The sequence below is a fragment of the Agrobacterium sp. CMT1 genome, assembly GCF_037203725.1.
Taxonomy (GTDB): Bacteria; Pseudomonadota; Alphaproteobacteria; order Rhizobiales; family Rhizobiaceae; genus Agrobacterium; species Agrobacterium pusense.
In genome coordinates this window covers 253,321-279,501 of the sequence record NZ_JBBCAR010000014.1, presented here as the reverse complement: position 1 = coordinate 279,501, position 26,181 = coordinate 253,321, and the positions used below count along the sequence as shown (strand labels likewise).

At 49.0% G+C, this 26,181-nt stretch carries 22 protein-coding genes and 1 pseudogene; 9 read left to right on the top strand and 14 right to left on the bottom strand.

Annotation, left to right across the window (positions count from 1 at the left end):
- Positions 1-203 (top strand): AGE family epimerase/isomerase (locus WA845_RS17535; RefSeq protein ID WP_337322496.1); only part of this gene is annotated, 203 nt, incomplete at its 5' end.
- 157 nt (positions 204-360) lie between these two features.
- On the opposite strand, the gene WA845_RS17530 is transcribed toward WA845_RS17535, so the two are convergent.
- Both WA845_RS17530 and WA845_RS17525 read right to left on the bottom strand, forming a co-directional pair.
- A complete protein-coding gene (locus WA845_RS17530) occupies positions 361-2,124 on the bottom strand; it encodes an ABC transporter ATP-binding protein (protein ID WP_045535649.1) in 1,764 nt (587 codons plus the stop codon).
- Positions 2,125-2,393: 269 nt separating this feature from the next.
- A complete protein-coding gene (locus tag WA845_RS17525; protein WP_443111970.1) occupies positions 2,394-3,860 on the bottom strand; it encodes a mannose-1-phosphate guanylyltransferase/mannose-6-phosphate isomerase in 1,467 nt (488 codons plus the stop codon).
- 286 nt (positions 3,861-4,146) lie between these two features.
- Between WA845_RS17525 and WA845_RS17520 the strand changes: the two genes are divergently transcribed.
- From WA845_RS17520 to WA845_RS17485, 8 genes are all read left to right on the top strand, one after another.
- Positions 4,147-5,451, top strand: coding sequence for a glycosyltransferase family 4 protein (locus tag WA845_RS17520; protein WP_064263175.1), 1,305 nt, complete (start codon positions 4,147-4,149; stop codon positions 5,449-5,451).
- A gap of 120 nt (positions 5,452-5,571) precedes the next feature.
- Complete coding sequence (gene gmd, locus WA845_RS17515; RefSeq protein WP_045535525.1) at positions 5,572-6,546, top strand: GDP-mannose 4,6-dehydratase; 975 nt, start codon at positions 5,572-5,574, stop codon at positions 6,544-6,546.
- A gap of 8 nt (positions 6,547-6,554) precedes the next feature.
- Positions 6,555-7,553: a GDP-mannose 4,6-dehydratase gene (locus tag WA845_RS17510; protein ID WP_337322494.1), complete on the top strand. Its 999-nt coding sequence runs from the start codon at positions 6,555-6,557 to the stop codon at positions 7,551-7,553.
- A 71-nt stretch (positions 7,554-7,624) separates the two neighbouring features.
- Positions 7,625-9,379, top strand: coding sequence for a hypothetical protein (locus WA845_RS17505; protein ID WP_337322493.1), 1,755 nt, complete (start codon positions 7,625-7,627; stop codon positions 9,377-9,379).
- Positions 9,380-9,598: 219 nt separating this feature from the next.
- A complete protein-coding gene (locus tag WA845_RS17500) occupies positions 9,599-10,828 on the top strand; it encodes a methyltransferase domain-containing protein (RefSeq protein WP_337322492.1) in 1,230 nt (409 codons plus the stop codon).
- A gap of 155 nt (positions 10,829-10,983) precedes the next feature.
- The gene (locus WA845_RS17495) at positions 10,984-11,979 is read left to right on the top strand and encodes a glycosyltransferase (protein WP_160297389.1); all 996 of its coding nucleotides are present in this window, start codon (positions 10,984-10,986) and stop codon (positions 11,977-11,979) included.
- A gap of 94 nt (positions 11,980-12,073) precedes the next feature.
- Positions 12,074-13,549 (top strand): hypothetical protein, encoded by a 1,476-nt coding sequence (locus WA845_RS17490; RefSeq protein ID WP_337322491.1) that lies wholly within the window; start codon positions 12,074-12,076, stop codon positions 13,547-13,549.
- 127 nt (positions 13,550-13,676) lie between these two features.
- Complete coding sequence (locus WA845_RS17485; RefSeq protein ID WP_337322490.1) at positions 13,677-15,191, top strand: hypothetical protein; 1,515 nt, start codon at positions 13,677-13,679, stop codon at positions 15,189-15,191.
- 299 nt (positions 15,192-15,490) lie between these two features.
- On the opposite strand, the pseudogene WA845_RS17480 reads toward WA845_RS17485, so the two are convergent.
- From WA845_RS17480 to WA845_RS17430, 12 genes and pseudogenes are all read right to left on the bottom strand, one after another.
- Positions 15,491-16,585 (bottom strand): annotated as a pseudogene (locus tag WA845_RS17480) (IS3 family transposase).
- Between the two features lie 179 nt (positions 16,586-16,764).
- Positions 16,765-16,926: a transposase gene (locus WA845_RS17475; RefSeq protein ID WP_337322502.1), complete on the bottom strand. Its 162-nt coding sequence runs from the start codon at positions 16,924-16,926 to the stop codon at positions 16,765-16,767.
- A gap of 97 nt (positions 16,927-17,023) precedes the next feature.
- Complete coding sequence (locus tag WA845_RS17470) at positions 17,024-18,478, bottom strand: glycosyltransferase family 4 protein (protein ID WP_337322489.1); 1,455 nt, start codon at positions 18,476-18,478, stop codon at positions 17,024-17,026.
- Between the two features lie 139 nt (positions 18,479-18,617).
- Positions 18,618-19,259, bottom strand: coding sequence for a hypothetical protein (locus WA845_RS17465; RefSeq protein ID WP_045533880.1), 642 nt, complete (start codon positions 19,257-19,259; stop codon positions 18,618-18,620).
- A complete protein-coding gene (locus WA845_RS17460; RefSeq protein ID WP_337322488.1) occupies positions 19,256-19,984 on the bottom strand; it encodes a glycosyltransferase family 2 protein in 729 nt (242 codons plus the stop codon). The genes WA845_RS17465 and WA845_RS17460 overlap by 4 nt, the downstream gene beginning before the upstream one ends.
- Positions 19,981-20,784: a nucleotidyltransferase gene (locus WA845_RS17455; RefSeq protein WP_045533925.1), complete on the bottom strand. Its 804-nt coding sequence runs from the start codon at positions 20,782-20,784 to the stop codon at positions 19,981-19,983. The genes WA845_RS17460 and WA845_RS17455 overlap by 4 nt, the downstream gene beginning before the upstream one ends.
- Positions 20,781-21,533: a glycosyltransferase family 2 protein gene (locus WA845_RS17450; RefSeq protein WP_337322501.1), complete on the bottom strand. Its 753-nt coding sequence runs from the start codon at positions 21,531-21,533 to the stop codon at positions 20,781-20,783. The genes WA845_RS17455 and WA845_RS17450 overlap by 4 nt, the downstream gene beginning before the upstream one ends.
- Positions 21,534-21,553: 20 nt before the next feature.
- Positions 21,554-22,408, bottom strand: coding sequence for a class II aldolase/adducin family protein (locus WA845_RS17445; protein ID WP_052686814.1), 855 nt, complete (start codon positions 22,406-22,408; stop codon positions 21,554-21,556).
- Positions 22,398-24,545: a hypothetical protein gene (locus tag WA845_RS17440; RefSeq protein ID WP_337322487.1), complete on the bottom strand. Its 2,148-nt coding sequence runs from the start codon at positions 24,543-24,545 to the stop codon at positions 22,398-22,400. The genes WA845_RS17445 and WA845_RS17440 overlap by 11 nt, the downstream gene beginning before the upstream one ends.
- Complete coding sequence (locus WA845_RS25295) at positions 24,542-24,931, bottom strand: GtrA family protein (RefSeq protein WP_443111971.1); 390 nt, start codon at positions 24,929-24,931, stop codon at positions 24,542-24,544. The genes WA845_RS17440 and WA845_RS25295 overlap by 4 nt, the downstream gene beginning before the upstream one ends.
- 5 nt (positions 24,932-24,936) lie before the next feature.
- Positions 24,937-25,635: an HAD family hydrolase gene (locus tag WA845_RS17435; protein WP_337322486.1), complete on the bottom strand. Its 699-nt coding sequence runs from the start codon at positions 25,633-25,635 to the stop codon at positions 24,937-24,939.
- Positions 25,636-25,899: 264 nt separating this feature from the next.
- Positions 25,900-26,121: a hypothetical protein gene (locus WA845_RS17430; RefSeq protein WP_337322485.1), complete on the bottom strand. Its 222-nt coding sequence runs from the start codon at positions 26,119-26,121 to the stop codon at positions 25,900-25,902.
- Between the last annotated feature and the right edge of the window lie 60 nt (positions 26,122-26,181).

Here is a 26,181-nt window from a genome sequence, read left to right as displayed (position 1 = left end):
AGGAGCGGCAGCGTTACCTTGCCTCTGGTCTGAGCGCCATCGGCGCGCTGCAGCCTTTCCTTGACACGCCGGTCAAGGGCCTGTGGTTCGACAAATGGCCGGCGGACCGGCCGATGCTCGACGAACCGGCGCCGGCAAGCACGTTTTACCACATCGTCTGCGCCATCTATGAGGCCGAGGCGGCGCTGGCGGTCAGTGGGTGAACTCAGCACGCCCAGCCGCTGGCCTGCTACATTCGCCACCCTCATTTTCAGGGTGGCGAGACAGTTAGTATTAATATGCTGCAAGCAAGCGGTTCGTTATAGCTGACGCAGTCGGCGCAGATCAAAGTCGCGCTTTTCGTGTGTCGAATCCTCTCCACTAAGCAACATCGGCATCAAATTGGATGCTGTGAAGCCGTTTGTAAAGGCCATCATTCGCAAGAAGCTCACGTCTGCTGCCCTGCTCGGCAACCTCACCATTGTCCATAACGACAATTTTGTCGGCGCGATTGATAGTGGAGAGACGGTGAGCAATGACGATTGATGTCTTGTTGAAAGTCAATCGTTCAAGTGCATCGCGCACGAGAGCTTCGGATTCTGAATCCAATGCACTTGTTGCTTCATCGAGGATCAAAATATCTGCGTCTCTGAGCATGGCGCGGGCAATCGCAACACGCTGCCGCTGCCCCCCGGACAATCCAGAGCCATTTTCGCCGAGCCTACTATCATAGCCGTCCGGCATGCTCATGATGAAATCGTGCGCATTGGCTGCCTTGGCAGCCGCTATTATCTCTTCTTCGGTGGCATTGTCGCGGCCAACGGAAATATTGTGCCTTATGGTTCCCGAAAACAGGAATGTTTCCTGCCCGACGTAAGAAACATGCTCGCGCAAGCTCGAAAAAGAAACGTCGCGCAAATCCATACCGTTGATTTCTACTGAGCCGGTTTGCGGATCGTAAAGGCGCATTATGAGATTGATGATGGTGGATTTGCCGCTGCCGGATGGGCCTACCAGCGCGGTCATCTTGCCGCCTTCGAAGAGCAGGCTGACATCCTTCAAAACGGGTTGGCCTGCAACATATTCAAAGCCTACATTTTTTAGTTCGACATCGCCTGTCGCTTTGGGCAAAGGCTCAGCGTCTTTTTTCTCGGCAAGCGTCAGCGGGGCGTCCAGCACCTCAAACATCATCCGCACGCCAATCATACCGCCTTCGATCTGTACCCGCATGCGGGCGAGGCGTTTCGCCGGTTCATAAGCGAGCAATAGGGCGGTAATAAAAGCCATCAAATCACCCGGCGAGCCGCCTTTTTCGAGAACGGTATAGCCGGACACGGCAATAACGACAGCAATTGCGAGGCCTGATAGCGTCTCCATGATGGGGCTAGTTGCGGCCTCCAATTTGGCAATGCCATTGGCACGTTGCTCTACGTCGGAAACCGCCTTGTTCATGCGCTGACGCATAAGCTTCTCAAGCGAGAATGCCTTGATGACACGTACACCTATGCTGGTTTCCTGTACGACATTGACAATCTCACCGAGTGAAGCAAGCTCCGCCTCCATGATCTTGCGTACGCGGCGCAAAACAAGCCGAACGCTGAAGATGGCAAGAGGACCGATAATCATAGAGATCGCACTCAGGAGGAAATTCTGGGCGAACATCACGATAATCAGGCCAATAAGCGAAAACAGATCACGGACAAAAGATGTTACGATCGTATCGATGACGCTACGCGCCGCTTGTGCATTGTAAGTGACGCGAACCAGCAGTTCCGAGGAAGGCAGGTTCTGAAAGAAGGAGACGCCCTGTTTCAGGAGGCGATCGTAGATTTTGCGTTGTTGCTCCGCTACGATGCTATTACCAGCTTTGCTGAGATAATAGCTCTGCACGAAGGTTGCGAAACCTTTTACGATAAAGATAGCCGCGACCGCAAAAGCAATCTCAAGAACGACGTCAAAGCCCTGCTTCAGATAAACACTGTTGACGATGTCGCGCATAATCCATGCGCTGAGAGACGTTGTACCGGCGACGACGAGCATAGCGACAATTGCCGCAGAATACCAGCCAACATGCTTTCTGAAATTTTCTTTGAAAAGTCGCACCAGCAACGTCTTGTCGTTTTCAGACAAAAAAGAACCGACCACGGAGATATCCTTAGTTAGCTGATACCACTACGATTTGAGAAATTGATGGCTGTCCATTTCGATCATTTTTGACCAGGAAACCAGTCCACTATCTGTTCCGAATAGGTAAGCCGCATCCTACTTCGTTTCGTAATCCCGTATCAGCTGGCTTAATAATTTCTCTCGGCGCTGGAAAAGTCCTCAGACTCGTTAATCAAGCGAACCAAATAGTGCGGTGGTCGACGAGTGTCAACATCCCGCCGGCCCGGTCGAACATTCGAGATGCGCCGTTAACGTCTTTTATAATCATCCTCGATGCGGATGACATCGTCCTCACCGATATAGGCTCCGGTCTGGATTTCGACCAGTTCGAGCGGGATCTGCCCCTCATTGGCAAGACGGTGCGGCTGGCCGATCGGGATATAGACCGACTGGTTTTCCGTCAGCAGCCGGGTCTCGTCACCAATCGTCACGGTGGCCGTTCCCTTGACGACGATCCAGTGTTCCGAGCGGTGATAGTGTTTCTGGAAGGAGATGCGGTGGCCAGGATCGACGGTGATATGACCGACCCGATAACGCTCATCCACATACATGTGCTCGATGTAACCCCAAGGCCGGTAAACGCGCTTGTGGGTCTGCGTCTGTGGCGCATGTTCGCCGTCCTTCAGCGTCTCCACCAGACCCTTCACGTCCTGCACCCGGTTCTTCGGCACCACCAGAACCGCATCCTTGGTGGCCACCACCACCATGTCCTTCGCGCCCACAACCGTCGTCAGCAATTGCGTCGAATGGATGAGGCAGCCTTCGGAATCGATGAAGACGCCGTTACCTTCCAGCGCATTGTCATTGCTGTGTTTGTCGGCGATCTCCCAGATCGCGTCCCAGCTGCCGATATCCGACCAGCGAAAATGGCCGTGCACGACAGCCATGCGCCTGGTCTTCTCAATCACGGCATAGTCGATGGAATTCTTGGGCGAGGCTTCGAAGCTTTCCTGATGCAGACGCACGAAACCGAGGTCGCTTTCATATTGCTCGACGGACTGCGTTACCGCGGCCAGAATTTCCGGCGCAAAGGCCTCCAGTTCGGCAATCATCACGTCGGAGCGGAACAGGAAGTTTCCGGAATTCCAGAGATAGCCTTTTTCGAGATAGGAGATCGCCGTCTTCATGTCAGGCTTCTCCACGAAGGCCTCGACCTTGCTCAGATCCTTTTCACCATCAATCGCCTCGCCCGGCTTGATGTAACCATAGGAGGTGCGCGGCTCCGTCGGCACCAGGCCGAAGACGACGATATTGCCCTGATCGGCGGCTTTGGCGCCGAGTTTCACGGCATCGGAAAACTTGTCGGCATCGAGCACCACATGGTCGGCAGCAAGCGCCAGAACCAGGCATCCGGGCTCGCGACGCTCGGCCAGCACGGCGGCGGCGGCCATGGCGGCTGCGCTGTCACGGCGGGCGGGCTCAAGCACCACGGTGGCCGGCAGATCGATCTCCTCCGCCTGACGGCGGGCAAAAAAACGGAAATCCTCGTTGGTGATGACAAGTGGCTCGGAATAAAGCGTTTCGTCACCCACCCGCTGCAGGGTCTGCTGATAGGTCGAAAGATTGCCGACCAGCGGCTGAAACTGCTTGGGCAACTGATCGCGCGAGACCGGCCAAAGTCGGGAGCCAGCACCACCGGCCAGAAGAACCGGCGTGATCTTTCGAGCGTATGTGTTCAAAATGAGACCTCTCAGATTTCTATCGCCCCTTAACATTCGTGATATCGAACGTCAGGTGACGCTTCAAATGCCGCTTAGACCTTTCCACAGCGAATCGAAATAACCTAATGTTTGCTTGCTGAACCGATGACCGCCGAAGTTTTCACGGGTGATGAGCGCATTTGACAAGGGTTCAGAACCACCTGTATAAGCCGCGCACATCTCTCCGCCCGCGCCAAAAGTATAAGGGTTTAAAGCGGGGCGTGTCCCCGATGCGGGTGATTTAGTAACGCTGCATCGGCGTCAACTGCCACTTGGTGGGGCATAAGGATATGTCTGCAAGATGACTGAAGTTTTTTTCGATCTTTCCGAGCTTTTTTTAAATTCAGGCGTAAAATTTAAATATTATGGTATCTCCAGAACTGTTATGGAGGTCGCTTACGAACTGACAAAATTGGATTCCAGAGTCCGATACGTCATATATTCTCCGTATCATGGTCGTTTTTATGAAGTTTTTCCAAGGGTTGGAGACGCGTCGCCAACCGGCGTGCTGGACCACAATCTTCCTCCTTCGGCTACTCCCCTTCGGCTGCGCCAAAGCCTCTTCAACAATAATCCCCTCAAATCTTCCGTTTATTGGGCAATTCGAAAGGTCGTCGATTTCAGAAACCGACGGCGTTGGGCTACGGTCCCGGATGGTTCGGCTAAGGAAGTCGATCTCTCCGGTCATGTGCTGATTTCCCTGGGCAGGCCGAAGATTATGTCCGACTATCTAGCCGCCCTTGAAGCACGTGGAACAAACGTGATCTTTGTCCCACTTCTGCACGACATGATCCCGTTGCATGATTTCACGCACAGGAATCAATTCTCTTTCCCGAAGAATTTTCTGCACGACAATCAGGTGGCGATTAAAGCATCGTCACTCATTCTCACGAATTCGGAATTCACAGCACGTGAGGTTTTGCATTTTTCGGAGAGAGGCGTGTTGCCGCCTGTATCAAAGGTCGTTGCCGTGCCGCTTTGCAACGAGTTGCGCCCGACCTCAGAATCTATAGAGAAGCGCGGGCCATCCGGACGTTACATCTTTTGCGTGGGAATCTATAACGGCAGGAAAAATCTGGAATGCGTAGTCGAGGCCATGATGTCCCTTCACGAGCGGGGAATGGATGTCCCCAATCTCGTATTGGCCGGCGCGAGACGCAAACGAGTGGAGAAATTTCTAAAGAATAAGCGATTTCTGCCCCTGTCCACAAAATTTCATTTCGTACACAACCCGAACCAGGCGGAACTGGCGGAATTGTATAGGCGTGCATTTGCGCTTGTTCTCCCCAGCCGGATGGAAGGATGGGGTTTGCCGATCAGCGAGGCGTTATGGTGCGGAACACCTGCACTGGCGGCGGACGTTCCGGCACTGAGAGAGGCGGGGGGGGACCTGGCGCGCTATTTCGACCCGGAAAAGTCTGCTGAACTTGCGGATATTCTAGGCCAATTGTTGGCGAATAAGTCTGAATATGATGTATTAAAGGCGAAGATCGCGGATGCCCGTTCTTCAATGCGAACCTGGAACGATGTTGCATCTGACCTGTTGCAGGCGTTGGACGACAATGAAATCGCCAAGAGGGTCGATGTTGGCCGGATAAGCAATTAAAAGTTGTGGGTATTGGGTGCCTGATGCCATTGATCATCAAGACTAAACTAGCTATTCGCCATTGAGGCAAGTATCGAAATCAGTCGGCTCTGATGCATTCTAAATAAGGAAAATGAAAATATGCCAAAGGCGCTTATAACGGGGATTATCGGACAGGATGGAGCCTATCTCGCGCAATGTCTTCTTGATAAAGGCTACGAAGTCTATGGTCTGGTTAGACGTTCGTCATCTGCTGATATAAATGATTCACGCCTAAGATGGCTGGGTATTCGCGATAGGGTAAAATTACTTGATGGCAATTTGACCGATCTGTCGAGTTTGATACGGATCTTGCGCGAGACACGCCCCACCGAAATCTACAATCTTGCTGCGCAGTCATTTGTTAAATCGTCTTGGAACCAGCCTATTCTGACCGGCCAGGTCACGGGTATCGGTTGTGTGAATATGCTGGAAGCGTTTCGACTGGAGACGCCGGAGGCCAGATTTTATCAGGCGTCCTCATCGGAAATGTATGGGCTCGTTCAAGAGCCGATACAAAGCGAGCACACGCCTTTCTATCCTCGATCTCCTTACGCTGCCGCCAAGCTCTATGCACATTGGATGACAGTCAACTACCGCGAAAGCTTTGGCTTGCATACTTCCAGCGGGATATTGTTCAATCACGAGTCGCCCCTGCGTGGGATTGAGTTCGTAACTCGCAAAGTTACGGATTGCGTGGCGCGTATAAGATTGGGAATGGAGAAGGAGTTGCGTCTAGGCAATATTGATGCACAGCGTGACTGGGGCCATTCGAAAGACTACGTCAAGGCAATGTGGCTCATGCTGCAACAGGAAGTGCCGGACGATTATGTGATTGCTACCGGCCGGACGGTAACCGTCAGACAAATGTGCGAAATTGCATTTTCGCATGCCGGTCTGAAAATGGAAGATCATCTGGTTATCGATCCAGAGCTGTTCCGACCTGCGGAAGTAGACATTCTTTTGGGTAACCCCGCGAAGGCGAAAGAAAAGCTTGGATGGGAGGCCCAGATCAGCTTGGAGGAAATGATCTGCGAAATGGTTGATGCAGACTTGCAGCGGTTAAGCGTTAAGTGAACGATAACATGACGGTGAAGCGTTGTTCCTGCTTTAGCGTTTTGGTGACCGGTGCAGGAGGGTTCGTAGGCCGTTGGCTCCGAAAAGCCCTCTTGGACGCTCTGCCGTCAGATGCTTTATTGCTCTCCTCGGGACGGGATGGTGAAGCCCCCGTTTCGGCTAGTCTTGACTCGCGCGAAAAGTGGATTTCCCTAGATGTTGAAAGCGAGGCGGCAACTGCTGCTGCAATGATTGAATGGCGACCCGATGTCGTCATTCATCTCGCTGCACAATCGAATGTCCAGAGAGCCGCTACCGCACCACGAGATGCTTTTTCGGTCAATTTTTTTGGCACAATGAATTTGGCCGATGCCATATTGAAGCATTGTCCCGAGACCCTGCTTGTCAATGTGGGTACGTCTGAGGTGTATGGCGGCACCGCAAAGAAAATAGCCCATCCTCTCGGCGAAGACACTCTACTCGATCCAATGAATGCGTATGCAGTCTCCAAAGCATCGTCAGATTTGTTGGTAGGGCAAATGTCACGCAATGGTCTCAGGTCTGTTCGCTTTCGACCATTCAACCACACAGGACCATTTCAAACGGACAGCTTTGTTGTGCCGGCCTTTGCCGCACAGATTGCAAGGATAGAAAAGGGTTTGCAGGAGCCACGAATCAAAGTTGGCAACCTTGAGGCTGAACGCGACTTTTCGGATGTGAGAGATATAGTTTCGGCTTACGTCAAGGTAGCGTTGTCGATGCCGCCCTCTTTGGAGCCCGGAACGGTGTTTAATTTAGCGTCCGGAAAATCCCGACGGGTTGGCGACATATTGGAATCCCTATTGGCTAAGTCCAATCTGAAGATTGAACTTGTTGAAGACCCGTCAAGATTACGACCGAGTGACGTTCCGAAAATCGTTGGAGATTCTAGCCGTGCAAGACAACTGCTTAATTGGCAACCGGCTTACGATTGGGACGAAACCTTGGATGATTTGCTGAACTATTGGCGTCAAGAAGTTCGGAAATAGTCTTCGATGATTGTTTCAGCAAGCTTTAAATCCATAAGTAGCATGGTGGGAGCTTTTTGGTACAGGAGGTCGTGAAAGCATTGAGAATGTTCATAAATGACCGACTCCAAAAGCTAAGTGCCAGATTTGGTGCGCCTGTCTGGGTTTCGTCGATTACCGTAACATTTTCTATGCTTCTTATGTTTTTCTTTCTCGCTGGGGATGGGCGAGGAAATCTAGCATGGCATGTTCGCTCCGCTGCTTACTTTGGAATAACTGAGGTTCTTCGAAATCACAATGTTGAGCCGTGGTACGTCGGCTCCGGTAACGTGGGATGGGACGGGCAATTTTATTTTGCGATCGCAAACGATCTCAAAATGAGCGAAGATACCGCTCGGCATATGGATACCGCTGTAACCTATCGTTATCAACGTATCGGTTTTCCGTTAGCGGCGAACGCTGTTGCTCTTTTGACGCTACAGAAATGGGTAACCCCTCTCGTCTATTGGGGCACGAACCTGGCGTTACTTTTCTGGGGCACTTTTGCATTAGCTTCGATACTTAAGAGAATGGGCCTCAGCGCTAGTTGGGCTTTATTCTGGTCACTTAGCGCCGGTGTTCAGGTTACGGTATTGAGTGGGTTACCCGACGCCGCAGGTGATGCATTTTTCTTAATTGCCATTGATAGCCTTTTGCGGCGACGGTACCCACTATATTCGCTTGCAGCGATTATGGCGATACTTTCGCGAGAATCTTTCGTATTTGCGGCAGCAGGAATATTTTTGGCGTATACCTATGTTCATCGAGCTGACCTTACGAAATGGGCTATCTCGCTATACGCCAAACTTTTTTTGTTTGCGCTGCCAGGGATCGTTTTTGTCGGCTGGCAATTAAGCATCTTTCTTAGATTTGGAAAATTTCCCTCTCAAGAGCCGGGAGTTGCCGGGGCAATTTTTACAACACCGTTCTTGGCTTGGTATGAGGCTCTTCAGCGAGCAGTCACCGATGGTTCAGCTTTTTTTGCCAGGTCTTTAGCAAATTCACAGGTGGCGCTGGGGCCAACGATTATTCTCCTGTTGGGGGCTTTCGCTGCATCCCTCTATCTAATAAGCAAGAACAACGGGAAAGCGTCCACTAATGTGATGTTGATTGGTGCTGCATTTCTTCCTCTGCCTCTTTTAGCCGCCACATTTGGTGCAGTTGTGACAATGCACTGGACGGGTTATTTAAAAGCAACAGCCATACTTATCGTGCCGGTGATGTTGGCCTTTTCCAAATCGCAAATCAAAACGATTAACGCGCTGGGACTTATACTTTGCTTGTTTTTGGTTATCCAGATGCCTGCGCTGTGGGCGTGGACACGGACTGATGGGGCTGCAAATGAGTATTCTAGCGAAGAGATTTTCTGGGGTCACAAAGAAAGCAGTTTTCCGAAAGAAGTCCCGTGTCTAAGCGAATATAAATCGAAAATTACTCTGCTTCGCTTTGAAAATTTTGATCGGAGTAATTTCTTTAGAGCTGTGACCGGATTGCCTTCGCGTTATTTGCTAGAGCTCCAAGTTGAAAATTTAGGCGCCGAGAAATGGCAACATACGCAAGGCAAAGGCACCGTTAATCTAGCCGGACGGTGGATAGATGACCGATCTCGCCTTGATATTGGTAGGACGAGGTTTTCTGTGATCGGCGGAGAGATTGGGCCGGGAGAACGCCGGAACCTGCATATGGTGATAGAAGGCGCTCCCCCGCGTTCTGGCGCAAAGCTGATCCTCTCTATGGTTCAAGAAGGCTGCGGGTGGTTCGACGCAGCCGGTGATGTTGGCTTCGTCGACTTGGGTACATTACGATGAGGCCGTCTGTTGAAGCCGAGAGCCAATGGAGTCTGGAAACGACTTTTCATCGAACGGTAGCGTTCGAATTTCGCAATTAGAGGGCACTACGGGAATGATTTTTTTCGCACTAAAGCGCTCGCCATTATGCCGAAGCGTTGTGCGTTTTTACTGGAAAGCGCAATGCTCACTTCGCCTCTCTGACGAGAACGGGTTGATAAAGAAACGGGGTATATAGGAATGTCAGATAAGGAGAGTGTCCGAATTGCTGTCGAAGAATACATTAAGGAAGACCTAATAAAAGGTGGATTCTTAAGTCAGGCCTATAGGTATGATGAAAATGATATTCCCGCAGCCTACTTATTCGACTCCAAGCCATCCGACTTTCTGAAATGTATTTATAGAATACTTCTGCATCGGAGTTGTTGTGGAAGTGAGCTCGAGCACTATAAAGGACTGCTAACTGACGGCATTTTGCGGACCGATATTATGCGCGGAATTTTGCAGAGTGAGGAATTTAAGCAAAATCAAAAGCAGCCTTCTAGACATATAGAACTGCTGATCGCAGAGGAAGAGTTTCGGCAAAAAACAAGGCAAACAGGGGTAGGATCCTTGCTTCGCGGACTTCTGGGATTTAAATCTCTGCCGCGGGGCCTTGCAATTAATACTGATCCGTCCGCAACGGATGCGAATGGCTCTATCATCCAATCAGGAGCGCGAGAGCGGCGTCGGGGCGATGATAATAAAGAGGATGGAAGGGAACACTTGAAATCAGTGTTACGAAAAAAGCCATATCGCCGAGAAGATATAAATCTTCTTAAACAGGATATTATGACTGAGCTCGATCGTCGTCATAGAGGCCCCTCTGATGTCGTGCGAAAGCAGCTAGAGGCTTACATTCCGCATTTAGTACTTGATGTCGGAAACGGAAAGGTTCTGGATATCGGATGCGGCAGAGGAACGTTTCTTGAAATTTTAAGAGACAATGGCGTTGAGGGCGTTGGGCTGGAAATAAACGAGGAACAGAGAAATGAATGCGTAAGTAAGGGGTTGGTTGTCCATCTCGAGGACGCATTTGTTTTCCTCAAAAATTGCGATGAAAATTCTTTTGCGACAATCACATTGTTTCACGTAATTGAACATCTTGAGTTCGAGGATCTCATTCTGTTACTTAATGAAATTTATCGAGTTCTTGCTTTCGGTGGAACATTGCTCATGGAGACTCCGAACTCCGAGAACCTCTTCGTTTCAACATTTTTCTTCAACGTTGATCCTACCCACGTTAAGCCGATTACATATCAGTATATTTCCACTGTTCTCGAAGTGATTGGGTACCGGTGCGAACGACTACCGGCGTCAGGATACATCAATGAGGACGGTGGCGAACCGACACAAAATATACACCTGAATCACCTTTTGTTTGTAGCGGCCAATCTATTGGTGAAAGCAACCAAGGGAGAGGTGGGTTGAAAGCGTTAAGTATAGTAACTCCTGTTCCGCCGCAACCTACGGGTATCGCTGACTATGCTGAGGGACTGATTATGGGCCTTCGATCACTAGGTCATGATGTCAACATCTTTACGCAAAGCAGATTTTGTCATACTCCAAGCCCGTTGGGACAGGTCATGGGTCTGGACAGTTTTGATCCATTGGAAAACGACCCATCGCGTACTATCTATCAGATAGGTAATAACCGCGCATTTCACGATGAACAAATTTTGAATTTTCTGAAATATGGTGGTGTGGTTCACCTCCATGATTTTTCCTTACATCACCTCTTCGCGCATTTTACGTATGTGAGAGACAGCGAAATATATTATGCCCTTCTGAGGAAGTGGTACGGCGAGGAGTTTTCGGAAAGTTGCAGGCAACGAATTGATAGGGCGGAGATTATGCCCTGGGAAAGTTCGGATGTGTTAGGGCATCCATTGAACGAGGAAGTTCTCGCGAGGGCGAGTAAAGTTATCGTACACTCTCACTTGGCGCGAAACTTTATAATGGAGCGTTTCTCCGATACGCCTACGTTTCTTCTCCCGCAGTGTTACCCCGATGGGGTGCCAGTAAAGAGGCGCCAGGTGCGGGATTCTTTGAATGTTTGTACGTTGGGATTTGTTGATAGGTTCAAGAGAGTTGACAACCAGATTGAGGCAATTGCTCTTTGTAAAGAACGCGGTTTGGAAGTTCGGTTAGATGTGGTCGGCAGGTTAAGCGAAGACTGCTTCGATTTACCCGACATGGCGGCGGATTTGGGCGTTTCGCATCTAGTGCAATTTAAGGGAGGCGTCAGCCAAGAAAAGCTTTTAAATTATTTTCGAAGCGCTGACGTGTGTATCGTGTTACGCGACCCAACGGTAGGAGAAACGTCCGCGATCGTGTCACGTGCCTTACAATACGGCCTGCCGTTGATCGTTAGTGATATAGGCACGTACAGTGAAACGCCGGATTTCGTAGGAAAGGTTTCCGTGGGGCCAAAAGCGGCCACAGACCTTGGGGTTATCTTGGAGGAATGGGCGACCAAACCACAGATCTATGACGATATCTCTGAGAGATCATATCGATATGCAAGCAGCGACTTTGCGTCGTTTTCGAGGACATGTGAAGCGTATAGTGCGCTATTCTAAGCACTTTGCTTCGGTAAAAGTTGCTTCGAGTTTGGTAACTGAAAATTGAAGGCGAGGGCGGGTAGGCAATGACAACTGACAGACAGAAATGGTGATGAATTCGAGAAAACTAGATTTTTTTGTGTTCGCGTTCGTCCTGATCGCTCTATTTATTTTAGAAATTCATTTATTGGGTTATCGAGAAACCGTTGAGATACTTAGATCAATTGCTCCTGACGAGGCGTTGTTCTTTGATATATCTGCGGATTATATGGAATCATTTATATCTTGGGACGCGTCTTTGTTTCCCCAAGGATTCCCCGGGCCGTATGGTCATCCATTTTGGTTTCTGATGGTTGCATTACTCAGTATCGCAAATTTGTTGGATTTGAACGTTGTGCTGTTGTCATATAAAGTATTCTTATCACTAAAATATTTGTCCTGTTACTTTTGGAAGAAGACCTTCGAAGAACGGTATGGTCACTTCCAGTCATCGATATTTTCGTTGACATTGCTTTTATCGCCGGGGTTGTTTTTTTACGGGAAAGTTATTTCACCCGAGTACTTGCTTATACTTGTTTTTTCGATCGGGACATACTGTATTGCAAAAAGAAAGTACAATATCGCTATTTCCTGCGCCCTTCTCGGAACTTATATCAAAATCCTCTACGCTCCCTACGTCTTGGTTAGCTCGACGGTTGTGATTGCGAGATACCCGTGGAAAGTTCCTCGGCTTGGCTTGGCGTTTGTGGTGGTTTTGTTTTTGAGCTGCCTTGCAATCTTTATGGCAGGTGGGCCGATTGTGGTGTTAAAATCTATTTTAGCGCTTCCGACTCCTCCTCTGCGTTTCGATTTGGATTTTTGGGGGGACAGTTTTTTCGGTGCCCCAATCTTTAGTTGGGACCAGATTCTATTGCTCCGTCCGGCAGATGCGTTTCCTATTTTTCTAGTTCTGGCACCAATCGTCGTGATCACATTTACGTTGCGGCTCAGAGGAATTATTGGTGACCATTTCGGGCTTCTCGGTTTCCTGGTGGGATCGATACTGCTGATTTTGTTGCTTACTTCGAAGGGGATGATATTTTCTTGGTACTCATTTGTACCCTTGGTCGTGGCGGTTGTTTCCGCAATTTTTCTCTGTGTCTCCCTGCGAGGGACTTTAGGATATCTATTGTGCGCGGTATCTATCGTGATCGGCGCAGGACACATCGAGCAATCAATTTCCGCGGAAATTCAAAAAATGAAGCTAACTCTGAGTGCTTACGAAGAAGCTCCCGGATTGTTGACTGCGGCGAGGTCGTTGTGTCCTAGTGCTAAGGCGATAATTTTCGATGTCATGATACCATTCGAAGCGGATAAAATCGAAGGGACGGAGCCCATCGCGCTTAGTGAAGCAGTTAAACGATCAGGGGTGATGCAGGTCGTGAAACTCGGTAAATTCGTTATTGTCAGCCACGAGAAATCATTCTCGATGCCTTCTGCTGTACAGCAGCGAATATATCTGCCGTTTGGCATTGAACAAAAAGTAGTTCCGGTAGCGGCTTACGAAAAATATAAATTTTCGATTGGGAGCAACTGTGAGCATACTTGAGTAGTGATCGTCCTTAAAGCTAGAGTTTATCTCATCTTCGAAATAGAATTAATCTCGGGTGGTCTCTGATAAATGGTTGCAATAGGGCCGATACCGCACAAAATGGAAGTAATGCTTCGGAGCGCTTATGACTATTCCAGATAGGAAGTGTAATGCGAGCGTGGCTCTAGTCGCGCTAGTTTTGTTTTGTGTTTTTTGCTATGCGTCCTTGCACATAGACTTTCATCCAGATGAGGCGATCTATTTTGAAGGGATTCCGTTTAGCACTCGCAAAGATACCGGAATATTTTATTCGCTCGTTTACACGTCCGCCCAGCTGATTTATTCCGGCCCGGTTGGAGCAAGGTTCGTTTCGGCGATATTCGGCGCTGGAACGTATTTTTTTATGATGAAAACAATATTGCTGGTGGTCGGCGGTAATCGCAGTAAGGTAGTTTTGCTCGGTACATTGGTATTTATTTGCTCATATCAAGCTTTTTTTGTATTCGTTCGTGTACGGCCTGAAGCAGCTTGGTGGTTTTGTAGTGCAATAGCCGTCTACGGTCTCGCACGGCTGCGCGTCTCATTTGACCGGATATCGCTTAGTTTGGTAAGCGGGGCCGTCGTAATTTTGCCTATGAATCACCGGCTGAGCTGGTTTGCGTGCATATTCATTGGCCTCTATATCGTGTTCTACGTATTTCGTGACAACGGTTTAAGAACGGCGGCTACACTGCTTATTGCAATGGCTTCGGGTGTATTGCTTAACGCGGCGATACCAGCGTTGATTCTTCATTTGCCTGTATTTCAAACGATTGTCGACAATTTTGAGAATGCGTCTCCTGGCATTGAGCGATATGGAGCGTTCCAATTTTTTGAGTACGTGTTTTCGGGGACGCCAGATTTCTTGAATGACTTCGCAAAAAATCCAAATCTGTATCAAATGGCGGGCCTCGGCTTTGAGCGTGCCAATCATTCTGTGGTGCAGATCGTACCTTGGATGCTCTCGCCCATTCTCTTGATATTCTCGCGCAGTTGGCGTCAGTTTTTCTCGTTTCTGATTCCGGTTCTATTTTATTTCTTGTTCTGGAAGTTGAATTATTTCAATCCAACATATTCTGCAGGAATCAGCTTGTTCGTAGTTTGCTTGTGCCTGTACCTCTGCCTAGACTTCAAGGGACCTGCGCTGGGCAGAATTTTTTCTGCCTTCATTCTTATGCTGTCGTTTGTTAATGGAATGTCATTTTTGACTACGAGGGTATTCAACCACGGAGAAGCGACGTACTTCGGAGTCGAGGAAGAGATCCGCAGCTATATAGCCGATATGGATTTTAAACCGATCGCGATCCCAGAGCGTTACCTTCCCGTTTCACAAAATTGGGTTCAGCGGCCAATAGTGACTTTTAAACAACCGCTTACTCCCGATCTTGAAATTTTGGTTTTGGATGAGGGCGACGTTGAAATGTACAAATTCGTACCCGACTACCGCCAGCGCATTGAGGAGATTGAAGCATTTAAGCGCTCGATGTGCTTGAAACGCGTTATCAAAGGCACCGTATACGATGACGACGACCTTTTTGAGCCTAATCGTCTCAATGGCTCGTGGTTCTTCAGAAATTCCGTTTCCACAAACATATCGATCTACGAAAGATGTTCTTCTTAAATAAAAAAAATTGGGCGTTTTAGCTCCAAATATAAAACCGATGATCTGGACTAGCTGTTGACATGGCGCCGGGAATTTCCTCCAAATTGGATTAGAGTTTGTCCTCGATAGGCTCGAATTTGATGCAATTTTGGAGGAAATTCCTAGTGGCAAGTCGATGCCAAAAGACAATGAATTGAACTTCAGATTCGGATTGACGTTGCCCCCGAGTTTTATCCAGTTTTCAGTTTGCTCCAGCGATTTTGTGACGTGCTCCCCGAATTTGGGCAGCGGGAACTGGAATTTTCCGGGGTTATGGCTCATGTCGGCGTTGGTGCCGATGAGCTGTCCATAAGCGAAATCGGCACCTTGTTGCCGATCGCGCTGTGTGGCCGGAATTCGTTATAGTCTCTACGCCAACCCTCTATCTTTGCCCGCGCGTCGTCAAGGGTCATAAACCAGTGGGCGTTCAGGCACTCGGCGCGGAACTTGCCATTGAAACTCTCGATGTAGCTGTTGTCGGTCGGCTTGCCTGGCCGGAAGAAGTCGAGCACGACACCCTTGTGATAGGCCCAAAGATCAAGGTCTCGAGAGATGAACTCGCTGCCGTTATCGACGCGAATGGTCGTCGGATATCCTCCCTGCAGGCAGACCCGCTCCAGTGTCGGAACGACATCCTCGCCCATGTAACTGAAGCGGGCATCGACTGCCGGCGGAAAGCGCGAATAAGTGTCGACGACCGTCAGAACTCTGATCTTGCGACCAGTGGCCAGTTGGTCATAAACGAAATCCATCGCCCAGACATGGTTGGAATGGGTCGGCTCCGTGCTGTCAGCCCGCAGCTTCGCCTTGACCCGGCGCTTGGGAACCTTGTTGCGGAGCTGGAGGTCCATCTCCTTGTAAATAGATTCGCTTCGGGTTCACGGGCCAGCCTTCACGCTTGATAAGGATATGCACACGCCTTTAGCCGTAGCGTACCCGCGTCTGGCAGATGTCCATGATCTTCAGCTTCAACTCGGCCTGCTCGCTACGCCTGGACTTGTAGACATAGAGCGACTGGTCGACTTTCAACACCGAGCATGCACGCCGGATCGAAACCTTCCAGTCCGCCTTGATGGTGTCGATAAGCTTGCGCTTGCGGGCAGGCCTCAAAGCTTTTTTGAAAGGACATCCTGTAGCATGGCCTTGTCCAGCGCCAGGTCGGGAACAATTCGCTTCAGCTTGGCATTCTCTTCTGCAAGCTGTCGCAGCCGCTTCATCTCCGAGGGCATCAAGCCCGCGTATTTTTTGCGCCAATTGTAAAACGTCGCGTCCGAAATTCCTGCCTTGCGGCAGACCTGGCCGATCAGCGTTCCATACTCTGCCTGCTTCAACACGAATGCGATCTGCGCTTCCGAGAACTTCGAGGCCTTCATCGAATTCTCCTCTTCTTCCCAACAGGGATCATAAGTGGAAATTCCAGTTCCAAATGGCCTAATTGAACGGGGGCACGTCACTCGTGCTCCTTCAGAATGCCGATGATCTGTTCTTCTGTAAAACGATTGCGCTTCTTTCCCTGGTCTTCTCAATGGGCCAGACCTTAGTGCAAATTGGATTATTTCGACGGAGTAAGGTCACAACGAAACAGCTGGCTGGCATGGATACCAACCGCATGGGCAATCTCGGAGATGACCGCCTCTGGCTCAAAGCAGGCAGCGACTAGGCGCTCTTTGTCTTCTCGTGACCAGCGCCGACGGCGCTCTACGGACGTGATCACCTCAATTGGATGCTTCGTCACTACTCCTAGTGTTACCACTAGGACTGGGGGTCAAAAGGCCGTCATCACATGACGGCCTTCACCGTGGGCTTACGCATCAGCTCGCCAGGATTTTAATCAAGTCTTCTGCGACGTTGCCCCAGCTTCTTAAATTGCTTGCTTTAATTTTTTCTTCGAGGGCGACTCTAAGCTCAGGCTGGCAAATAAGCTCCCTACATGCGGCCTCGATACTGTCGATCGAATTCGGATCGCAGTATTTTACCAAGTCGCCACCGACCTCTGGTAATGATGTCGTGTTGGATACGACCGCGGTCTTTCCGTAAGCAAGGGATTCTCCAACGGGCAACCCCCAACCTTCATAGATACTGGCCATAATAGTGAAGCAGCAATTGCGGTAAAGAAAGGCTAGTTCAGCATCCGACGGCCGATCTACCACTTGAACCCAGCCATTAAGATTTCCTGTTCCCTTGAGAAATGTGTCGAATTCGTATCTCAACCAGCCGGGTCCGCCTGCGAATACTAGACGAGGAACTTCTACTCCCTTCAATTCGGACAATCTGGCCCAGGCGTTGGCAATTCTCCAGCCATTTTTACGTGGTTCGATGGAGCCCACGCAAAGGACAAAGGGGATTGTAGCGACACTGCGTATTTCGTCCCGTAAAGCACCAACTTCCTCGATATGAGCATAATCGGCATTTCGTTCATTGATGATATGGTCATCCGTGCCGCTCGGGAACGCGGTTGTTTTCGAAGGTAAACCTTCCTGAGCCAACGGTAGGGATCGAGTTGGTATGTTGATGCCTTTTTTTTGCAGGAACTTGTCGAGATCGGTCTTCGTCGAATCCGATATTGTAATGTAACAGGTTGTATAGTCGAAGCTGTCCACAAGTGCATTGTAGAACATATTTGGCATATTTCCTGCCGTTACATGCGGCATAACCACAGGAACCAGATCGTATACGAAAGTGTGGACTTTGAGGCCAAGGATTTTCGCTTTCCTGAATATTTCGGAATGTTTTGGAAGCCACGAACTGTCGATGACAATCAGGTGATCTCCTGGCCTAGCCAAGTCAAAGAAATCCAAAAACTCGACGGTTTCTACAGGTCGCGGGATCGGCCGCCGCAGTTCTCTCCAAGTTTCAGCGGTTAGGCTATATTTCGTAAAGCGACGGTCCATGTTCATCACGGCAAAAAAATCAAACTTCAAACGATGGAACAGGTATTTGTGTTTTTTCGACTTGTATTTCTCTATCGGCGCAAGATACGATCCAGCGACGCCCTTTTTGCCCATCGCCGCTGCGAGAGATGCTGGTGATCGGAAGCAAAGTGGGTCAATATCTGTCAGTTTTATACACTTATACTTTCCGAAGCCTCTTTCGAGAAACGAGATGTGCACATTTTCTCCGCCGAGAACGCGCAGATAATTCTCAATTATCGTTGCGACCACCCGCTGAATTCCCGAGTAACGTTCAAAAGCTCTGACATATTCGTGCAGAGCGGATACATCAAAAAAGTATCTCGTGGTTTCTTTTTCTTGATGATTTGAATTCATGTTTAGGTTCTCTTTGAGGGCGGCATTGGCTTCCGAGGTGTGCAAACTCGAAAATCTAGAACTCGAATTTGATGGAGTGGAGAAGCATGTCTGCCAATTGCTCAGAATATTTGTGACAAAATAATCTCACTTTTCTGGGTTAGGCATTGGCGTAGTTACGCCAGATGTCCGGCAGTTTCGTGCAGACCATATCGACATGATCTGCTGGCGCATTTCCCCATTGGCGAATGAAGCGTTCAACCATACTCTCCCACACATCCGGTCTATCAACATGATGCAACTCCGGCGACACTTGACACAATTTCAAACCGCTGGCTTTGAGCACGTTGAGTGATGCCTGAGGCAACGGATTGCCACTAAATGAATCCAACCAAACCCAATCGATCTTCTTGTCATGTTGGCGGAGATGAGACACCAAGTTCAAAGCAGTCTCGACACTTTCAATCTCGGACACGCGAACAGCAAATTTTGATAACCCACTAAGGGCAAATTTTCGGATGTAAGGAAGGCTTTCATCGAGGATAAAGTATTCTTGGACGTTATGCTTTTCCAAAATGGGTATTAACCTGGGCTCTAGGCCTTCCTCTTTCACATTCGCAATTAGGAATGAATGTTTGTACTCTCGGAGCCAATCGTCCAGTGTTACGGCATCGTTATTGAAAGGGTCATGGAATACAACAATCCTGTCCCCATGGTTGCGTAGATCAACTTCTACTCCGTATGTATTCGGTGCAGCAGCGAGTTCTTCAACGAGATTTTGACGATGCTTTATTATGATCATACTTGATTACCCCGTTTTAATATTAATGATCTGCGCAGGGAGAAAATATATGCTACCGTTCGGCGAATTAGCTTCATCCTGGTTTTCCAACTGCCGCCGCCTTTGGCAACGCCATGTACCCGCTGTGCGAAAGTAACAGGTATTTCCACAACGGAATATTCGTTCACTTGGGCCTGATAGAGCAGGAACAGGTCTAAGGAGAAGTCGTGAGGCGCCTTTTCCCTGATGAAATTTTCGTAGAAGCTACGAGGGAAAATCTTGGGTTGGGCGTTCACATCGCTAAGCCGGATACGCAGAGCGAAGGCTGCTAGAATCTGCATGCCGAACGTGAAGAAGGCTTCCAGAAAGCGTCTGTCCTTTCGTCGGCCTTTTACAATGACCTTCGGGTTTCCATATTGACGCAGTCGGTCAAAGCCAACCAGAACATCATTGGGGTCGGTTTGCATATCCGCGTGAGTCCAGGCAAGAACATCTGCATCTGTGGAAGCAAGTCCAAAGAGGATTCCGTAACCATATCCCTGATTTTTTGGGACCTTTACAGAGCGAATTGGCGAACCAGCTTCAAGTGTGTTTGCGAGAACGGCATCGGACCCGTCGGTGGAGCCGTTGTCGACCAAGACGACGTCTACATCGTTTCGCTCTCCAATCGTTTCCCTCAAGCGGGAGATAATCAGAGGAATATTGTCTCGCTCGTTGTAGCAGGGAATTATGATCGCGAGCCTCATCGTGTCCAAGGCTCCCTTGCCGTGAACTCCGTCCAGTAGGACAAAGTATTCTCATAGGCCTCATAGTCCTCTGGCGTACCCCAACAAATGTATCGCGATATTTCTGTTACACGGACATCTGCATCGGCGTTCACCATATATTTGAATACCTGATCGACATAAAATTCATTGTTGATGCGGTCATTTGCAGCAATCATCTCGTCGGCAGTTTTCACAAAGTCGCTGCCTCGACGAAACCAGAAAGTGCCCACCACGGCATGGTCGTTTACCGGGTTGTCGCTAATTGGCTGTTTTATTGAAACCCCCGTAACCTTGTCTCCTTGCACCCTGATCCAACCATAGGATTTCGGATTTTGAAGAACGGCTTCATTATTACGAAAGGTGAATATAAGGGCATCGGCTGATTGGGCTTGCTCTTCGAAATATTCCCGCGACACGTCCATGCCGTTGTCGCATGCGGCGATTAGCAGGGGTTCATCATTATCAATTACTTCGCGCGCTAGAAGGCAGGTGCTCGCCTGCCCCTCGGTGAGACTGTCGATTGAAATGAATTGAGCGTGGGGAAACCTTTTTTTCAAAATGACATCGACACCATCTTGAAGGTGGAAGTCGCGGACAATGAAAATCAGCTTTGTATCTCTTCCGGCAGAATTGACAGGCAAATCGTCAACGGCCGCGACCACCATCGGGACTGTTTCGTTGCGGAACCTGCTGGATACAGGAATGACGGGTTTATGCTGGGTGTATCCAGCAACGGAGAAGCGTGAACCGGCGCCAGCCATGGGGATGAGGATGTTCACGGCAAACGCCTCCGTGCGACGGAATTCCAATAGAGATATTCATCTAGATCCTCAGGTGTTCCCCACTGGCAAAAATAGTCGATGTTCGCCGGCACGCCTACACGCAGCCCGTCTCTTACAAGATGATTGTAGATCATGCTGACGTAATATTCTCCATTGAGTGAGTCGTCCGCGGCCATCAGGCGATTCCCATAGTCCTTCAAAAGTCGCCCCGAACCGAAGAAATAAACGCCTGGCGAATGAAGGGTTTTGGTTTTGTCGGCTTCGAAGGAGTGTTTTTCCCTGATTTCAGATAAAAGTCCGCTGTCGTTGATGCGGCAACTCGCATAAAGATTTTTTGCTGGCAGAAGGTGAGGGTGGAAACCGGTGTAGCATGGTATCGCGCCGGCGAAGTTTCCGGCGTCGAGGTACTGCAGAAACGCAGCATAATCCCAACTCATGTAGTAGTCGCAATAACTGACCAAAACTGGGGAATTATCATCTATTTTATCCGCAGCGGCCATCAACGCTGCCACCGGTCCGAGTTTTTCGCCCTTGATAGTCGCAATCTCACCCTTCGGCTTCAATTCTTTCAGAACGGACGCCATGGGCGTCTGTTCAATATGTTCCTCCCTGCAGATGAAGAGTGGAGTTTCTTCACCTGGAAACATGCGCAGGACCCATTCTATCATAGGTCGTCCGTGAACCTTAATCAGGGGTTTTGGGTCCGTGTACCCAACCCTTGCAAACCTAGACCCAAGACCAGACATGGGGATCACTAACTGTAGTTTCATTCGGTTATCAGCCTCTGTCTATACTTTTCCGTCTCAAGGTTCAGCAACACGTCTTTCTCTGAGCTTCTAATGAAATTGACCGTCAATCCTAATTTTATAATATTGTGAAGTATAAAATCACAGGCGAGCATTGTTTCTCGTCCGGCACGACTATGCGCCAAGTCTATATTGCTCTGATAAACCGCTTGATCGGGGAAAAGAAGCCCGTCGCGAAATGAGAGAGGAACCGCGACATCCGCAGCCGGGAACTGAAGTCCTCCATTGAAATGTTCTCGTATCTTATCGTTTACTGATTGATGCAGGATCGATGCATTTTTTTCATCGTCGGCCCATACGATCAGCCCATGATTTTGCAAAAATAGAATCTGCTGATCCAATTTATTGGTGCGCGCCATTATGGCCTTCGTCAAATGCAAACCTGGTGTTTCGTACTCGATCCATAAAGCATTTGGGAAGAGCTTCCCAATGATCGCTGGACCTTCCTCCGAACAATTGAGGATGTTCGACCATACAGAATGGCTGTGTACCACACATCGACCGAGAAGCGCGTGAAAGCCGGTCTCGATGGATGGCCTAACCGTCTTGTCGGCGCTGAAAGAGCTTTCGGCTAGCAGTTCGCTATAAGTTCCTTCAGTTTCGCATGTCGACAAGCCCGCCTTCACCTGACGCCAATTGACTGCCAAAAAGCCGTTTTCTGCGTCGACTTCGGCAAGCGAGCGACCAGACGCCTTGATGTACATTTCATCATCATTCACCTTGAGTGACGTGTTTCCGCCGCCACCTTGGATATATCCGACCTCGCTTCCTAATTGGCGAGAAATTGTTACCAGCGTTTGAAGGTCAGCTACCATATTCTGATTCCCAGCCGTGAAAGATGCAATAACCAATTAAAAGTTGCATTAGGCCCTGCCAGCCGCCACGCCACTTCGGATCGTAGATACCGAACTGCTGAAGACCCTCAACATATTTTTCGCCGAGCGCGAGAATATCCTCGACTTCCGGAGGGCGATCAAAGTCCAGAACCTGTAAGTCGTTCTCGTCATAATAGTGGCTGACTGCGCCTGGCAGCATTTCCAGGAGATCTGTGATGATGGGGTCAAGGAAATATTCATTGGACAGCGTGACGCGCAGCCATTCTTCAGCCGCGATCTCAGGGTTTCCTATGTCTTCTGTCGCTATGGGTTGGCGCAACATGTGGGAAACGATTATGTCTGCATACCGCTCCTGAGTGACGATATATTTCTCGGAATCCTTCCTTCTCTCTTCAATGGATCGGATAACTTTTTCCTTGGTATAGTTCCGCTTTTTCATGTCGCGGACGACTTTGCGATGGAGAAGCAAAGTGGGATCCGGCTTAACGAATATTTTCAGGTCAAATAGGTCTCGGGCAGGTTTTAGATAAAACGAGTGAAGCCCTTCCATGACCATCACCGGACGAGGGCTTATCGGCAACTCGTTGGTAAATTTTCCGGTATTGTGGTCGTAGTGCCTGCGCCAGATCAGCTTGTTTTCGCGAAGAAGCTTGAGGTATTGAAGTTCGTTGTGAAGCTCGTTTGCACGTGGGTCCAAATGCGTCAGTTCATGCCATTGGGAATGTCCGCGTTGCCACTTATGCATGTCGTCGCCGCAGATGACGGCAAGCTGTGAGACCCCAAACAAATCTTGGATACAGGAGGAGATGGTTGACTTTCCAGCTCCGGAGTCGCCTGCAATCCCAAGCATAAACGGGCGCGCCATGATGCTGCGGCGCTGCGGGATATACACGCCCTGGTAAAAGACGACGACACAATTGAGAAGCAGCAGGGTCTGCAAGCCTGTGAATGCGGAATTGAGTGCGATGGGCGCATCAATTCCCAGGCGGGATAAAGTCGCGTACAGAGATTCGCGAGTGACAAAATCTCCAACCTGCAAGAGTGTCGTGAAATCCGAATCGGTAATGAGAGCGAAATATAAAAAGTACGCAGCCTGCAAGGCAATTATAACCGGAAAGTATGATCTTGGTGATCTTACGTAGAAATAGATGAAAAACGGCAATACCCAGTAATACCATCCTTGAGACGGCGGGATGAACAAGAGTATTATTCCAAATGAAAATCCAATAAATATCAGGAATACATCTCGATTCCTTATCTGGATGTGTGTGGCATATATGATGAGCGCCATAAGAAGGGCGGGGATGAGGTAGAATTCGATCCCATTGTTCAGTGAAAATGCGGCAAGCCCAACCTTGTTTTGCTGTGCGTTCATAAAAACCATATGAATGAAGCCATCGCTTAACAAATATGGTGCGTTTATAATCAAGAAGGAGAGACACATGGTCACGCCATATTTCAGTACCGGTGCAAATCGTGTGTAATCTTGCCAAAGATAAACCAGCACGAAAGGGGCCATGAGCAGCATGTGCATTTTTGTGGAGATGGCCAACCCGAGAATGAGTGCTGAAATGAATGGGCGGTTTGAAAACAGAAAATAGGTGGACAGAATAGCGAGAGCCACTGGAACTGCATCCAGTTGACCATGCAGATAGTTAATATAAAATAGTGCCGGTGATGCCCAGTACAGCCATAAGACCAATTCAACCCGTCGCCGATGCCAGCGGCTCAGTGTTAGAAATATAGCTATATCTGCCAACAGAATTGGAATTCGATATATAAAAAGTTCAATATTTAGCAGATTGGAATTTAAGCCGATTTGGCTCAATAGCCAATGCGGAAATGCCATAATGTATAGCATCGCTGCGGGGTACGGAAAATTGGTAGTGTTTCCTGAGCTCCAAAACAAATCATACGGATTTACTGATGGAGATGAGGCGAAACTGTCAAGAAATGGAATAAATAGCTTTGTCAGGTATTCAGAACCAAAGAAACACGACGCAATGATTTTCAAGGCTAGTATGAGCCAGAAAGCCTTTGAATGAGTGATGGTTGCTGTCCATCCCAACACTCGAATTCTCAGATTATCCCGGGTTTTCTGGATATGACTAATCATCGGAACACCAAATAGCGTAGACCCACGAAATTAGTGCATGTCGTCAATACGATGGTAAAGAAATTTGCAATTAAAGGATGAACCTCCATTCCTGTTACAAGAAACTTCAAAACCAAAATTCCCGCTATCATTGATAGTGCATAAACGACAAAATAGCTCAGCACCAATCGAAGGTTGGACGCCTCCCGCTTTCCGAAAGCCCACCTTTTGTTAAAATAGTATCCAAATGCTACGCCGGAGAGAAATCCAGCTACGAAAGCAATGGAATACGTGTAGCCAAAAACGGTGAACAGAAGAACGTAGGCGGAGTAGTTAACGAGAGTTGAGATGCCGCCAACGATCAGGAACTTGAAAACAGGGCTATTGGTTATTCGGTTCGAAATCATCGCGCTCATTGGTCTTGCAGCTTGATCAGTCGAGCCTGGATGCCTGCTGCAAGCGCTCCCTGGACGTCTTTACTAAAACTATCACCCAACATGATAGTGTGCTTAGTGGAAGTCCCCAACTTTTCCAATCCTTTAAAGAACATCCTTGGATCCGGTTTTTCGGCTCCGATTTCTTCAGACGTTACGAGTGAAGAAATTGCTCCATCTATTCCAAGTGCATGCAACTTTTTAATTTGAATATGCGCGGTCATATCTGTGACGACACAAACAGGCAAATTTTTTGCAGCACAACGAGTGAGAAACGCGTCCGCCGACGGATCAATCTTCATGTTTGCTAGAAATGTCGTCCAATAGACTTCATCGAGGTCGAGGGCTGCCGAAAACGGTCGTGGAACCTTTGCATCTTCGCACATCAACTGGAAGGCGAGGAGACGTGAACGGCATACACCCTGTGGATATAGTCGAGCAGTCACCAAATTTCTAGCTTCGCGATACGAATGATTAAAATCCCGTTCCGACAGACCTAAGCTATTTTCGGCGAAACAGTGAGCCAGAGCTATTTGATGGCAGGGTTCATAGAGGTACAGCGTGTCATCCAGATCGAGCAACACGCCTTGATACCGATCGATATCGATATCCGCGTATTCCACAGGCTGTTTCAAGATGTGCTCTATTTTTTCCGACTGTGGAACAGAGTTGTTCATTGATTTTTTCGCGCAGTTAGAGTCTTGAAGAGGGTGCATCAGCTTAGATTTTTAAAAAAAGGTGGGCTGATACTCGATTCAATAAATTGGATATCTCCATTATATGCGCCTACCATGGCGTTATGCTGATCGCGTAACAGTTGCCTGAAGTTTTAAACTGCACGTCATTCAAAGCATCAAAGGTGGCGTTCGCACCTTTTACCACCTAGACCATTCGCCGAACAACATCTAGAAAATTCTTATGTATGCCGTGCTCAAGGAAAATCACACTCGCTTATGCGGCCTGATCGACGTCCTCAGCTCCACCAGGAGCTCGAGCGTCTCAAGGCTTCGCTCGGGGCAGGCGGCGGAGAGGGTAAGCGCGATGGTTTCTATGGCGATGAAGGTCGGGGCGTGCAGCGCCGCGCCTTCGTTTTTGGCGCGGGGCAGGAAGAGACTGGCGTTGGGGTGTTTTTTGAGCACGCTGTCTTCGTGGCTGAGCAGCATGACGATCGGAGTATCGAGGCGGCTTCGGCTATGGCGGTGTTCGCTTCGCGGTGGGCGCGG